Annotated in this window: 11 protein-coding genes and 1 pseudogene; 10 read left to right on the top strand and 2 right to left on the bottom strand. The window is 63.6% G+C overall.

Annotated elements, in window-relative coordinates; translation table 11 throughout:
- Window positions 1-480 precede the first annotated feature (480 nt).
- Window positions 481-1407 (bottom strand): NAD(P)/FAD-dependent oxidoreductase, encoded by a 927-nt coding sequence (locus tag B0G82_RS31560; protein WP_121310166.1) that lies wholly within the window; start codon window positions 1405-1407, stop codon window positions 481-483.
- A 50-nt stretch (window positions 1408-1457) separates the two neighbouring features.
- Here B0G82_RS31560 and B0G82_RS31555 point away from each other — a divergent pair, with 50 nt between their 5' ends.
- From B0G82_RS31555 to B0G82_RS31535, 5 genes are all read left to right on the top strand, one after another.
- Window positions 1458-2663, top strand: coding sequence for a phytanoyl-CoA dioxygenase family protein (locus B0G82_RS31555; protein WP_241974910.1), 1206 nt, complete (start codon window positions 1458-1460; stop codon window positions 2661-2663).
- A 294-nt stretch (window positions 2664-2957) separates the two neighbouring features.
- Window positions 2958-5279, top strand: a complete 2322-nt coding sequence (locus B0G82_RS31550) for a TonB-dependent receptor (RefSeq protein WP_121310975.1) — start codon at window positions 2958-2960, stop codon at window positions 5277-5279.
- Between the two features lie 25 nt (window positions 5280-5304).
- Entirely contained in the window at window positions 5305-5898 is a 594-nt protein-coding gene (locus B0G82_RS31545; protein WP_121310164.1) for a MotA/TolQ/ExbB proton channel family protein, read from the top strand.
- A gap of 50 nt (window positions 5899-5948) precedes the next feature.
- Window positions 5949-6293, top strand: coding sequence for a biopolymer transporter ExbD (locus B0G82_RS31540; RefSeq protein ID WP_347237569.1), 345 nt, complete (start codon window positions 5949-5951; stop codon window positions 6291-6293).
- Window positions 6274-7020: an energy transducer TonB gene (locus tag B0G82_RS31535; RefSeq protein WP_241974909.1), complete on the top strand. Its 747-nt coding sequence runs from the start codon at window positions 6274-6276 to the stop codon at window positions 7018-7020. The genes B0G82_RS31540 and B0G82_RS31535 overlap by 20 nt, the downstream gene beginning before the upstream one ends.
- 222 nt (window positions 7021-7242) lie before the next feature.
- Here B0G82_RS31535 and B0G82_RS31530 read toward each other — a convergent pair whose 3' ends face one another.
- On the bottom strand, window positions 7243-8187 hold the full coding sequence (locus B0G82_RS31530) for a LysR substrate-binding domain-containing protein (protein ID WP_121310162.1): 945 nt from the start codon (window positions 8185-8187) through the stop codon (window positions 7243-7245).
- A gap of 161 nt (window positions 8188-8348) precedes the next feature.
- Between B0G82_RS31530 and B0G82_RS31525 the strand changes: the two genes are divergently transcribed.
- The 5 genes and pseudogenes from B0G82_RS31525 (at window position 8349) to B0G82_RS31505 (ending at window position 12849) form a co-directional block, all read left to right on the top strand.
- Window positions 8349-9197 carry an ABC transporter permease subunit gene (locus B0G82_RS31525; RefSeq protein ID WP_121310161.1) on the top strand — a complete coding sequence of 283 codons (849 nt, stop codon included), beginning with the start codon at window positions 8349-8351 and terminating at the stop codon, window positions 9195-9197.
- A gap of 4 nt (window positions 9198-9201) precedes the next feature.
- A pseudogene (locus B0G82_RS31520) lies at window positions 9202-10241 on the top strand (ABC transporter ATP-binding protein).
- Between the two features lie 113 nt (window positions 10242-10354).
- Window positions 10355-11443, top strand: a complete 1089-nt coding sequence (locus B0G82_RS31515; protein WP_121310160.1) for an extracellular solute-binding protein — start codon at window positions 10355-10357, stop codon at window positions 11441-11443.
- A 37-nt stretch (window positions 11444-11480) separates the two neighbouring features.
- Window positions 11481-12323 (top strand): ABC transporter permease subunit, encoded by an 843-nt coding sequence (locus B0G82_RS31510; protein ID WP_121310159.1) that lies wholly within the window; start codon window positions 11481-11483, stop codon window positions 12321-12323.
- 70 nt (window positions 12324-12393) lie between these two features.
- A complete protein-coding gene (locus B0G82_RS31505) occupies window positions 12394-12849 on the top strand; it encodes a TIGR00725 family protein (RefSeq protein WP_121310971.1) in 456 nt (151 codons plus the stop codon).
- Window positions 12850-12897: the final 48 nt, after the last annotated feature.

Below are 12897 nucleotides of genomic sequence, written 5' to 3'. Positions count from 1 at the left end.
TCGAACGGCTAAGTCCGCTATTGACGTCGCTGTTCGCGCCGCTTTTTGTACCCATATTTAACCCGTTGGTCTTCCCGCTGTTGGAACGGGTGGTCGCAGAACCAGTCGAGCCGGAACCCGCACTGGTCCGCGCCCCCGCGTCGGTGCGCGCGTCCCCGGGCGAACCATAGTCCTGCTGATCCAAGGCTTGCGCGGAACCAGCGCCCGCGCCGGATGTTGAGCTCCGCGCAGCGCCATCGCCAGCTCGCGCGCTTGCCGCAGACGACAACGCGATAACAAGAGCCACAGCAACGAACGACCTGTTTCCATGTTTCATGACGTACCTCCAAGACGGTATTTCAGGCAGGCGGGCTGCCTTCCCATGCATGAGGCCGCGCAAGCGGCGTGCCGCCTGCCGGCGATTCCTCACTAGCGCAGCGGAAATGACGGACACAGAGCCGCGGCGTTGCTTCGCCCTGATCTGCGCGCTCCGTAAGCACTTCAAAGTGCGTTGTGCGGAAGACTCTTATGAATCGCCGTCGCGGCAATGGCCGCTTCGCCTGAGGCGACGCTGATCTGATTGAGGGTATTGACGATGTCGCCGGCCGCATAGAGCCGTTCAATGCTAGTACGCTGATGTTTGTCGGTTCTCACCATTCCGTCCTCATCGCGCGCTACGTCGAGCCCCAATACGTCAGTCCGTGGATCGCAACCCATGACGGGATATACCGCGTCGAAACGGTGAACAGCCCCGCTCTGGCCGATGATCTGCACCGCCTGGTCAGCGCCCCGAATTGGGTCGAGTCTCGATAGCGCGATCAAACTGACGCCGCAAGCGGCAGCTGAAGCGACTTCCGCATCCGATAGCGCGTCGAGGTCGGAAGCGACCACGGACACGTCGCGTGAAAATGTCCGCATAAAGATGGCATGTGACAGCGCACACTTCGCAGGCCCTAACATCGCTATAACCTTGCCTTCAGTCTCGTAACCGTCGCATATCGGACAGAGACGAAACAGGCCGGAGCGTGTCAGTTCATCGGCGTTGGGCACCGAGGGCAATCCGTCACGTATGCCCGCGGCGAGCAACACACGTCTGGCGTGTACCGAGCGCGCGGTTTGTGCGTCGCCGCCTCCCATTGGACGATAGTCGATCCGGAAACCATCGCTGACAGCTTCGATGGCCTCCACGCGGGCAGGTTCGGGCGTCACGTCGTACGGCGCGAGTTGCTCGCGCAGGTTGGCCAACCAGGCCTGACCGGTGATGCCCGATGGAAAGCCCGGCACATTGCGCGCAACAGGGATAAGCCGCGCGCGACTTTCGCCGGCGTCAAAGACTCTCGTCGTCCGGCGATAGCGCGCAAGATAAAGGGCCGCGGTCAAGCCGGCCGGCCCTCCGCCTACGATGACACAGTCGATCGAACCGTCCATGGGGAAGCTTCCATTTCGAGCACAATGAAAGGCCGCTCGGTGCGCAATCTATGCGGGCGAGCAAAAGGCTCGCGGCGCAGCCTGCCTCCCTATCAGCCGGCTTCGCCCACCTCTTTCGGGTCGGGCAGTGGTTCGCCGCTATTCGGCGTTGGCGGCGCCGGTTCATTCTTCAGCGACTCCTTCTGTTCATCGCTCAATCGGCGGTCCGCGGCGGTCGGATCGGACTCGGTTTGACGAGGTGGCGTTGGGCGTGGGGACTCGGTAGTCATATAAACTCCATTTCGATAGGTAGACTGATGCCAATAGATGCGTGGTGCAGCGTACGCAAGCATGCGGCGTGCCGCGACCGCTTTGAAGGGCTCGAGTGCGGACGCTTCCTCGGTCAGCTTCTTCAGCCGGTTCGCGGGTTCACGCTCAACAGAATGCTTTCGATAAAAGCTCTACAACTGCAAAAGGAGACAAGCATGGCCATCCTCTCTTCAGACGAACTGGACGAGTACGCGGCGACGTTCGACCGCGATGGCATGGTTGTGTTGAAACGCCATTTTCCTCAGGCAACGCTAAGGGCCTGGCGCGAGGCATTCGAGCCGCTGCTACGCGAGCGCGTCGCCTCGGGGACAACTGCCGTGCGCGGTGACAATCGGCACTACATCACCCTGCCGTTCGCGGGCGTGTTCGCCGACGAAAGTATTTTTTGCGACCCGGCCATTCTCGGTATCGTCGAGCGGGTCGCCGGCGACGACCCGGTGATGTGCCAGCTTGCCACCGACACGCCGCTGAATGGCTCGACGTACCAGGACATCCACCGTGACACGCCGCCGCTGTTCGATGACCAGCCGGAAATGCCCTCTTTTCAGTTGGCGGTCAATTTTCCGCTGTGCGACGTCTCCCTTGAGAACGGTCCCTTTGAAACCACGCTAGGCACTCATCGCATGCGTCCGGACGAAGCCATGAAGGCGTGGCGCGAGAACCGGGTCGGTCTGCAGGCGGTCCAGATGGAACTTGGCGACGTCATGGTGCGAGACGTTCGCGCTCTGCATCGTGGTACGCCGAATAGAACGGATCAGCCGCGCCCAATGGTGGTGATCGGCTACAGCAGGAGCTGGTATTTTCGACCGGAGGTTCATATCGACGTGCCGGCCGACGTGGACGAACGCCTGAGCCTGCGGGCGAAGCGGTTATTACGCTATATGCCGCGCGTGGATCGACTGGACGTTGCCCGCGCGCCGGAGGCGTATCAGAAGTTCGCGTATTGAGGCGAGCTACTGCAGCGCTCAACTTGCCGCGAGAAGTGCAGACCTGTTTGTGCGTCCACACCTATTATGGACAGGCAAAAAGTGCGCACTTAACGTTCCCCTGAGGCCGCGGCTGTCCGCGTTTCAAGATTGGCGCCACGCGGGGGATTGCCAACTTTGAATGCAATGTTATAACATTGCTACCGCTGCGTAACGTCGCCCTGTCGTCGATGGCGCATCGTGGCCTGACATCAGGCACGTCCACCCCTGAACCACAACAAGACAATGAACCGATCGCCGCTATCGCAGGCCGGTATGCTGCTGCTCGCCTGTACGCTTTGCTCCCGCGCAGTCGCTGCCGGTGGCGACGCCTCACTTGCCGGCACAGTGGCCGACGCCCAGGGCCACACGCCCGACCATGCCCAGATATCGCTTCAGGACGCCAGCGGCAAAAGCGTCGCACGGACGACGGCTGACGCCAGCGGGCACTTCCGGCTCGACCACATCACGCCCGGAACCTACGCCGTCAAGGGGGAGGCCCCGGGCTACGGCACCCTCACCCGCGTCGCGACGGTGACGCCGGGACAGGTGCCCGAGCCGCTCGCCGTCGTGCTCCAGAAAGACACCACGCTCGACGTCACCGTCAACGTGCAGCGCCTTGACCGCGCCCGCAACGGTCTGCTGCCCGAGGTCGGTGCAAGCGTCTACCGCATCACGCAGGCCGACATCGACTCGTCGCCACAAGGGGCGAACACGCCGCTCAATCAGGTTCTGCTGCAGGCGCCCGGTGTCGCCAACGATTCATACGGTCAGCTTCACGTGCGCGGCGACCACGCGAACCTGCAGTACCGACTCAACGGCATCATCATTCCCGAACCGATCAGCGGTTTCGGGCAGTCGCTCGACACGCGGATCATCGATCAGGTGAATCTCGTGACGGGTGCGCTGCCGGCCCAGTACGGCTATCGCACGGCGGGCATCGTCGACATCCGCACCAAGTCCGGCGACGCCGGCAACGGCGGCACGATCGACGTATACGGCGGCAGTCACCAGACGATCCAGACGAGCGCCGACGTGTTCGGCTCGAGCGGCCCGTTCAGCTATTACTTCGCCGGTTCGCTCGGCCAGAACAATCTCGGCATCGAGGCGCCTACTTCGGACGGCAGCCCCCTGCACGATCACACGCGCCAGGGCAACGGTTTCGGTTACATGTCGTACCTGCTCAACCCGCTCACGCGCGTGACCGTGATGTTCGGCACTGCAAGCAACCAGTTCCAGATTCCGAATACGCCGGGGCTCGCCCCCGTCTACACGCTGAACAGCCAGTCCACGTTCGACTCGGCGAACCTCAACGAGACCCAGTCGGAACTGAACAACTTCGCGGTAGTCGCCCTGCAGGGCACCAACGGTGGCGCGCTCGACTATCAGGTGGCGCTCTTCACGCGCTACACACGCACCAAGTTCAATCCGGACCCGGTCGGCGACCTCATTTTCAACGGCGTCGCTTCCGAGGACTTCCACAGCAACCAGGCGAATGGCGTCCAGACCGATTTCACCTGGCGGCTCAATGATCACCACACGCTGCGTGCGGGTCTCCTGTTCCAGCAGGAACATGCCGTGTTCGACAACACCGTGGCCGTGTTTCCCGTCGACGCGAACGGAAATCAGACCTCCGACCAACCGCTCACGATTCAGGATGCGAACAGCAAGTCAGGCTACCTGTACAGCCTCTATGCGCAGGACGAGTGGAAAATCACGCCGAAGCTGACACTCAACTATGGTCTGCGTTACGACCGCATGGACGAGTATGTGCAGGCCGGACAGCTAAGCCCGCGCGTCGGACTCGTGTACCAGCCGACCAACGCGACGACGCTGCACGCCGGATACGCGCGCTACTTCACGCCGCCCGCGTTCGAACTCGTGTCCGATTCGACGATCAGCAAGTTCAACGGTACGACCAATCAGAGCCCGACCTCGCAGAACGACCCGGTGAAGCCCGAACGCGCCGATTACTTTGACATCGGCGTCACCCAGCGCCTCACGTCTGCACTGACCGTAGGACTCGACGCGTATTACAAGCGCGCCAGCGATCTGCTCGACGAGGGGCAATTCGGCACTGCGCTCATCTTCACGCCGTTCAACTACCAGTACGGGCGCGTCTACGGCGTGGAGTTCACGTCGAGCTACCACCAGGACAATGTGACTGCGTATCTGAATGTCGCATACAGCCGGGCGCAGGGAAAGAACATCGAATCGGCGCAATTCAACTTCGGCGCCGACGAACTGGCCTACATCGCAAACCACCTGGTCTACCTCGATCACGACCAACGCATTACCGCGTCGTTCGGTGGCAGCTACGCCCTGGGCCAGACGACTTTCACGACAGATGCTATCGTCGGTAGCGGCCTTCGCAGCGGCTTTGCGAACACCGGGCGCCTGCCATGGTATGCGCAGGTCAACCTCGGCGTGATCCAGCATTTCAGCGAGCCGCTGATCGGCAGGTTCGATGCGCGGCTCGTGCTGGTCAATGCCTTCGGCCGTGTCTACGAGCTGCGTGATGGATCCGGCATCGGCGTAGGCGCGCCACAGTATGGCCCGCAGCGAGCGATCTACGCCGGCCTTACCAAGCACTTCTGATTATTCCGGCACGAAGGAGCCAGTCATGAACGAATGGAAAGGTGTCGCCGAGGCGTTGAGGCTCGGCGGCTGGGTCATCTACCCGCTTAGCCTGCTGGCGATCGTCGCGCTCGCGATCGCGTTCGACCGGGCTTACGTCTGCTGGCGCTACGCGCGTATGCCGCGCAATGGCGCCGCGCATTCACTGCCGGGCGAGCATGTCTTACGGCGTGTGGACGTCCTGTTCGACGACGACAGCACGCCTGTCTGGCGTATCGAAGGACAGATCGAAAAAGCCGCTTCGCAGATCGAGCGCGACATGAGCCGCGGTCTGTGGCTGCTCGAAACGATCGTCACCGCCGCGCCGCTGCTCGGATTGCTCGGCACGATCGTCGGCATGATGCATTCGTTCCGGCTGATCGGCGGTGATGGCGTCGTCAGTCCCTCGGGCGTGTCGGGTGGCGTCGCGCAGGCATTGGTCGCTACTGCCATCGGTCTCGTGATCGCACTGGTTGCGCTTTTTGCGTTCAACTATTTTTCGCGACGCGTGGACCGGCTCATGGAGGAGATCGAGACGTTCGCGAACGAGCGCCTTGGCGACCTGCGCCTCGCGCGCGAACGTGCGGGAGCGGTCTCATGAAGCTGCGGCGCGCACGCATATCGCGACGTGGCCGCATCGAGATCATCCCGATGATCGACGTGATGTTCTTTCTGCTGGCCACGTTCATGCTGACGACACTGGCTATGCAGCGGCTCGACGCGGTCCATGTCGACCTGCCGCGGGGACAGGCGCAGCCGGTGCAGGTTGAGCAGCCGCTCACCCTCTCCGTGAATCGCGCCAACCAGATATTTGTGAACCAGCGGCCCGTTCGGCTCGATGAAGTTCGCGCAGCGGTCACGAACCTGCTCCGAAAGGACGGCAATCTTGTCGTGGCGGCCGACGACGGCGCTTCACATGGCGTGGTTGTGCAAGCCATACTCGAAGCGCGCAAGGCCGGTGCCGAACACTTTCTCGTTGCTGTGCATCGTGAGTAGAGAATCGCAGCTGTACGGCAACCGCAATGGGCGTCGCGTGATCGTTGCCGCAACGCTGGCAGCGATGGTCTGGTGGTTCTTCCTTTCCCACGTGCGCTGGCTCATTGGCTCCGGGCAACCCGCAGCGCCCCCGCAGGCGATCGAACTGCAGGTCGTGGAGCTGCCGCCCGCGCCACGCACAAGCGAAACGCCCCAGGGCAACGTCCGGCGTGATGCCGTCACCGCGTCCCATGCCGCGCCCCTTGCGCAACGGCAGCCGCAGGTGGCGCGTAGCAGCGCCGTGCACCAGGCCCCTCGCGTGCTGCCGCTGCCACACCCCGCCCCCGACGCGCAGCAAGGCGCCACGGCCGCTCGGCAAGATGCGCCCATCACGCCAGGGTCGAAAGCGGCGCCGGCCCCAAGCGACGACATCGCGCACCACGGCGCGCCATCTTCAGCCGCAGGCTCACCCGCGACCGTCAGCCAGCAGGCCCGGCTGCTCTCGCAACCGCTTCCGGAAGTCCCCGACGATCTTCGGGATCAGGCCTTTCAGGCGGTTGCCGTTGCACGCTTCGCTGTCCATGCAGACGGTACGTTCGATGTCGAACTGGTCAAGCCCACGCAGAACCCGCGGCTGAATCAGATCCTGCTTGCCACGCTTGGGCAGTGGCGTTTCTTCCCGGCAATCGAGAATGGACGGCCCGTCGAAAGTCATCAGGACGTTCGCGTGCACTTTAACGTGAATTGATACGCGAAACGCCAAGCCCGCGGAAGCTGTCAACTCAGCTCCGCCAGTACTACATCCGTGACCTCGGCGTCTATGAGAATCCGGATGACCGAATGGCCGACTATGGCAACAGATTTTTCTCCGAAATGCGCATCTACAAAGTCACGCCAATGTTCGATCGCTGTCTGCGAATGGCGCGCTGGACGCGGCATACGTAAGAATGTTCAGGAGCCTGGCACGCGCCTAACAACCGCCCCGTCGAGTCGGCGTTCTCGTAGCTGGTGCCGCCGGATCGTGCGCCGAGAATTCCTCTAGCATCCAGTCGCGCAGCTTGCGCAGCGCCGCGCTCGTATCGAGGCGCTCCGGCGTGTAGCAGAGGAAGTGGCCCTGGTTGTCGACATCAACCGGTGCATTGACGGGCTGCACGAGCGTACCCGCATCGAGTGCTGCGCCAATCAGGAACGCCGGTACGAGCGCAAGGCCGAGTCCAGATTGCGCAGCCTGGATCAGCACTGCGTACTGCTCGAAGCGCGGTCCAGAGAACGCGTTCATGTGCGTGATCTCATGTCTTTCAGACCATACAAGCCAGACGCTTTCTGCCTGCTCGTGCACAAGCCTTGGCGCGGCCGCGAGGTCAGGCGGCGTGCGCAACGTATGCTTCGCTGCGAATTCGGGCGAACAGACAGGCACAAAAGTGCGCCCCGCCAGATAATCGCAGTTCACCCCATCCCAGCGGCCGTCGCCATAACGGATCGCTGCATCGAGTCCGAGTGGGAACGGATCGCCGTGCGCGAGATGGCGCCGGAAGCTCAGTGTGATGTTAGGCGCTGCCGTGAGGAACGACGTTAACCTCGGCACTAGCCACTTGGTAGTGAAGGTCGGCACGCTGGCGATGGTCAGCAGGTCGCTGTCCTCGCGCACACTCAGCAATTCAAGCGAGGCGTTGCCGATCTCGCGCAGCGGGCCTGTGACGCGCGCGTGATAGACCTGTCCGGCACGCGTCAGGGACAGGTTGCGCCCCTCTCTCACGAACAGCTTCATTCCGAACAGCACCTCCAGATTCGCGATCTGCCGGCTCACCGCGCTCGGCGTCAGGCCCAGCTCGCGCGCCGCATACGAAAAATTCAGATGCTTGGCCGAGCTGGTGAACGCATGCAGTTCAGCGATGTTCGGATACAGATGTTTCATGGCGTGATGTTCCAGATTCGCAAAGCACGATGCGGACTTTGTACTTTTTTTTCATGACGATGCCATGTCGGCAACGCACAATGACACCCGTTATCGCAATTCCAAGTCATTGATTAGACGGGGTTTTGCGCTGTCTCCTCTGCTCACCACCGGATTCGCTGATGTCATCCTATGCTGCCGCGGCCAGCGCCGCTGGCGTTCCTGTTCGTCGTGGCGACCGTTCGCCATCGCCGGGCCGCATGCTTGTACGTGCCGTGGTGGTGCTGTTCGCGCTCTACCTGCTGCTTCCGATCGCGCTGCTGGTGATCGGCTCAATGGGTCAAAGCTGGACCAACACGCTGCTGCCAACCGGCCTGACCGGTCATTGGTACGCCGAACTGGCGGCCGACCGTAGCTTTCGCCGCGCGTTCGCGACAAGTCTCACGGTGGCACTCGCATGCTGCGCGCTGAATGCAGTGCTTGGTGTGCCGCTCGCCTATGCGCTGAACCACCGGGCAAGAGCCGGGCGCGGGCTCGTCGCCCGGCTCGTAATGCTGATGCCGATCGCCGTGCCGGCGCTCACACTCGGATTCGGCTATATCGCCGTATTCGGCGGCGACACGCTGCCTTGGCTCGGCACGCTGTGGCTGATGATCGCCGCGCATGCGGTGCTGACGCTGCCCTACCTGCTGCAGACGCTACTCGCCGACTTGCGCCATCTCGATCTAGCCACGCTCGAGGCCTGCGCGGCCACGCTCGGCGCCGCGCCCTCGCGCCAGTTCCTGACCGTGGTAATGCCGAACCTACGTCACAGCCTGTTCGCCGGCCTGGTGATGGTGGCGGCACTGTCTATCGGCGAATTCCAGATTTCGAATCTGATCGCGGGCTTTCGCTATCGCAACTATCCGGTGCTGCTGCTACAGGCGTTCTATGGCGCATCGGGCTTTGCATGCGCGGCAACCGTCGTGCTGCTCGTGCTCGCCGTGGCGGCCACACTCGCCTCAATCACCACCGTGCAACGACTGAAGTAATGCCATGAGTCTCGAATTCGATACCGTCAGCTATACCTACCCGGGCGCTTCGCACGGCATCTCCGACATCTCGTTGAAGGCTGCGCCGGCCGAGCTGCTCGCCGTAATCGGCCAGAGCGGCTCGGGCAAGTCGACGCTGTTGCGGCTAACGGCGGGCCTGCTGACGGGCTACGCCGGTCGTATCGTGATTGGCGACCATGACGTGGCTGAGCAGCCGGTCTGGAAGCGCGGCGTCGGCATGGTGTTCCAGCAATACGCGCTATTTCCGCACCTAAGCGTGACCGACAACGTCGCCTACGGTCTGAGGATGCGCGGCATCGGCTTGGCCGAGAGGCGCCGCCAGGCGCTCGCAATGCTCGAGCGCGTCGGCCTGACGAGTCATGCCGGGCAACTTCCCTCGCAACTGTCGGGTGGCCAGCAGCAGCGCGTCGCGCTGGCGCGGGCGCTGGTGATCGAGCCGCGCGTGCTGCTGCTCGACGAGCCGCTGGCGGCGCTCGACGCTGGTATTCGTCATCAACTGCGCGACGAGATCCGCACACTGCAACGCGCCTGTGGCGCGACCACTCTGCTTGTCACACACGATCAGGACGAAGCGCTCAGCATGGCCGATCGCTCGCGATCGTTGACGGCGGCCGCCTGCTGCAGGTCGGTACGCCGCGCGAACTCTACGAACAGCCGGTCTCGGCACGTGTCGCGCGCTTCATCGGCCATTCGACGATCCTGCCCGGGCGCGTGGTCGCGACTGATCGCATCGATGTCGGCTTCACGACGCTGTGCGCCCCGTCCGGCTCGCTGCGCGAGGGCGACGCCGTCGAGCTGTTGCTGCGCCCCGAACACGTGCAAGCTGATCCCGAGCAGGGGTGTGCAAACCGCATCCACGGTGCGTGTGGCGAGGTCCGTTATTTCGGCTCGACACATCGCTACGACTTCATCCCGCACGGCGCCACCACGCCCCTTCTTGGTGAGGGGCGCGAGGTGGCCGTGCACAGCATCGCGATTGATCCGTGCCATCTGCGCGTTTTGCCGGCCACGGTGCGCGAATGAACGCTCATCGACACCGCACCATCGGCTGGATCGTAGCTGGACCTGTTCGCATGACTGATCAACACACACTCGCCCGCCTCGGCGGACACCCACACGCATTACGGAGAACTACGATGTTTGCAGGTCCCACCCTGATTCAACGCATACGCGCGACTGCGCTCGCGTTCGGCACGCTCGTCGCCTGCGCGGCCCATGCCGCGCTACCGGCGCCGCTTTATCCCGGCGAGGACGCGCTCTATGAGAAGGCTGCCGACGAAGGTATGCTGGCCTCGTTTGACACGGGTCCCGAGTGGGCCAACTGGAAAGCTCTGTTCGCCGAATTCCGCAAGCGCTATCCGAAGGTCGAGATCACCTACAACGACATCGGTTCGGCCGCCACCGTGGTCACGCTCGACAAGTCGCGCCGCCGCCCGCAGGCCGACACGGCCTATTACTTCGCCGCCTCGGCTCTCGACGCGACGGCCAGGGACGTGGTCGCGCCGTTCAAGCCGCTCAACTTCGACAAACTGCCGCCGGTGTTCCGCGATCCCGGCGCCCGCTGGTTCACGGTGCATTCGCTGAACGTTGCCTTCCTCGTCAACCGTAAGCTGGTGAAGGACGTGCCGAAGCGCTGGTCCGATCTGCTGAAGCCCGAATACAAGAACGCAGTAGTCTATCTTGACCCGCGCTCAACCGGCCAGGGGCAGGTGGACGTGTTCGCCGCCGCCTACGCGATGGGCGGCAGCGTCGACGATCCGAAGCCGGGCGCGGATTTCTTCGGCAAGCTGAAGACGGCCGGCAATGTCCTGCGCGTGGAGGGCACCACGCCCTATGCGAAGTTCGTGAAGGGGGAGATCCCGGTCCTGATCGGCTATGAGAACGACGGCCTGAAGGCCAAGTACACGGACGGTATGGGCGACGCCGCCGAGGTGGTGATTCCGCAGGATGGCAGCGTGTCGGCGCCGTATGCGATGAGCCTGGTCAAGAATGCGCCCAATCCGTCGGCAGCCCAACTCTGGCTCAACTTTGTGATGAGCGATGCGGGGCAAGCGCTGTTCGCGCAGGGTTATGTGCGGCCTGCCGTGCCGGGCTTGACGCTGGCGCCGGAGATCGCTGCCAAGATGCCGAACGCGCCGCAGGTGCACCCGCTCGACGTGGCCAAGGCCGCCGCGAAGAAGGCGCAGGTCGACCAGCTGTGGTCGCAGGCTACGCTCGGGCAGTGAATCCAGTGATCACCGGTAACGACCAGGGACGCCCGCGATGACACGGAGCTCGACTCTCGCCACCCGCGACGCGGGGCTGCTGCGCCGCTTTGGCGCGTTGCCGGCCGGCTTGCTGTTCGCAATCGCATTCGCGCTGCCGCTCGCGGCTCTGGTCGGCGCCGCTTTCGACGGCGGCGGCCGCGCGTTTGCATCCGTGTTCGGTGATCCGCTGGTGGCCGATGCGATCGGCCGCTCGCTGGGCCTGGCGGCCGCCACCGGCACGCTGTCGACGGCGATCGGCATGGTTCTGGCAATCGCGCTGGCCGGGCAGTCGCCGGCGAGGCGGCGACTCTCGCTCGCCGTGCTTGGCGTGCCGCTCGCCTTCTCGGGCCTGGTGATCGCCTACGGCTTCATCCTGAGCTTCGGCCGCGCCGGCTTCGTGACGATGCTGCTCGCCAAGCTCGGCGCGAATCCGGCGCAGATCGGAGGCCTGATCTATACCAGCGCGGGCCTGGCGATCGCCTACGCGTACTACCTGATCCCGCGCGTCGCGCTGATGCTCTATCCGGCCTTTGCCAACTTCGACCGGCGGCCGCTCGATGCGGCGCTCACGCTCGGTGCGCGGCCGTGGCGCGCCTGGCTCGACGTGGCCTGGCGCGAACTGTGGCCGTCGGTGGCCGCGGCTTGGTGCCTCGTCGCAGCGATCGCGCTCGGTACCTACGGTACCGCCGTCGCTCTGGCCGGCACGCAGATCAACATTCTGCCGCTTTTGCTGTATCTGAAGCTGTCCGATGGGCAAACCGATTTCTCGCAGGCAGCCGTACTGTCGATCGTACTGACAGCGCTTTGCACCTGCGTTCTTGCAATGGGGGAATGGATTGTCAGACCAAGGCAACACTGAACATGAGCGGCTCGTCGCGGTTGCCCTCGCCGATCTCGCGGAGCGTCAGCGCAGCGCGAATCGGCACCTGATGCCGGTTGGCGTGATCGGCCCGAGAGCGGCCACTGAGGAACAACTGCGGACAGCTGAATCGATCGCGCACGCGCTCGCAAAAGCGCGCATCGCGATCGTCGGCGGCGGTAAGGGTGGCGTAATGGAAGCGGCCGCTCGCGGAGCTTTCCGCGCTGACGGCATAGCGATTGGCCTACTGCCCGAGGACGACGCTGAAGGCGCAAACCCGTACCTGAGCGTCGCACTGCCGACCGGGCTCGGCATAACACGCAATGCGTTGATCGCGCGTTCATCGCTGTGCCTCGTTGCGGTGGGCGGCGGGCTAGGCACACTGTCCGAGATCGCGCTCGGGTTGCAATGGGGCAAGCCGGTATTCGCGGTGTGCGACGCGCCGCAGGTGGCGGGCGTCGAGACGTTCGATTCGGCAGACGACCTGCTCCTCCGCGCGGCGCGCTGGCTGACCACGCTCGCCTGAACGGGGAAGGCGAAGCCGCGACATTTTTCGTTTTCTCAACACAAAATA

It is taken from the genome of Paraburkholderia sp. BL17N1 (assembly GCF_003634175.1).
Lineage (GTDB): Bacteria > Pseudomonadota > Gammaproteobacteria > Burkholderiales > Burkholderiaceae > Paraburkholderia.
The sequence above is the reverse complement of the archived record's forward strand: the minus strand, read 5'-3'. Positions and strand labels throughout refer to the sequence as shown.

Coding starts and splice junctions, on each gene's coding strand:
- B0G82_RS31560 (WP_121310166.1), bottom strand. CDS start 1,407: ATGGACGGTTCGATCGACTGTGTCATCGTAGGCGGAGGGCCGGCCGGC.
- B0G82_RS31555 (WP_241974910.1), top strand. CDS start 1,458: ATGCGGGCGAGCAAAAGGCTCGCGGCGCAGCCTGCCTCCCTATCAGCC.
- B0G82_RS31550 (WP_121310975.1), top strand. CDS start 2,958: ATGCTGCTGCTCGCCTGTACGCTTTGCTCCCGCGCAGTCGCTGCCGGT.
- B0G82_RS31545 (WP_121310164.1), top strand. CDS start 5,305: ATGAACGAATGGAAAGGTGTCGCCGAGGCGTTGAGGCTCGGCGGCTGG.
- B0G82_RS31540 (WP_347237569.1), top strand. CDS start 5,949: ATGATCGACGTGATGTTCTTTCTGCTGGCCACGTTCATGCTGACGACA.
- B0G82_RS31530 (WP_121310162.1), bottom strand. CDS start 8,187: ATGAAACATCTGTATCCGAACATCGCTGAACTGCATGCGTTCACCAGC.
- B0G82_RS31525 (WP_121310161.1), top strand. CDS start 8,349: ATGTCATCCTATGCTGCCGCGGCCAGCGCCGCTGGCGTTCCTGTTCGT.
- B0G82_RS31515 (WP_121310160.1), top strand. CDS start 10,355: ATGTTTGCAGGTCCCACCCTGATTCAACGCATACGCGCGACTGCGCTC.
- B0G82_RS31510 (WP_121310159.1), top strand. CDS start 11,481: ATGACACGGAGCTCGACTCTCGCCACCCGCGACGCGGGGCTGCTGCGC.
- B0G82_RS31505 (WP_121310971.1), top strand. CDS start 12,394: ATGCCGGTTGGCGTGATCGGCCCGAGAGCGGCCACTGAGGAACAACTG.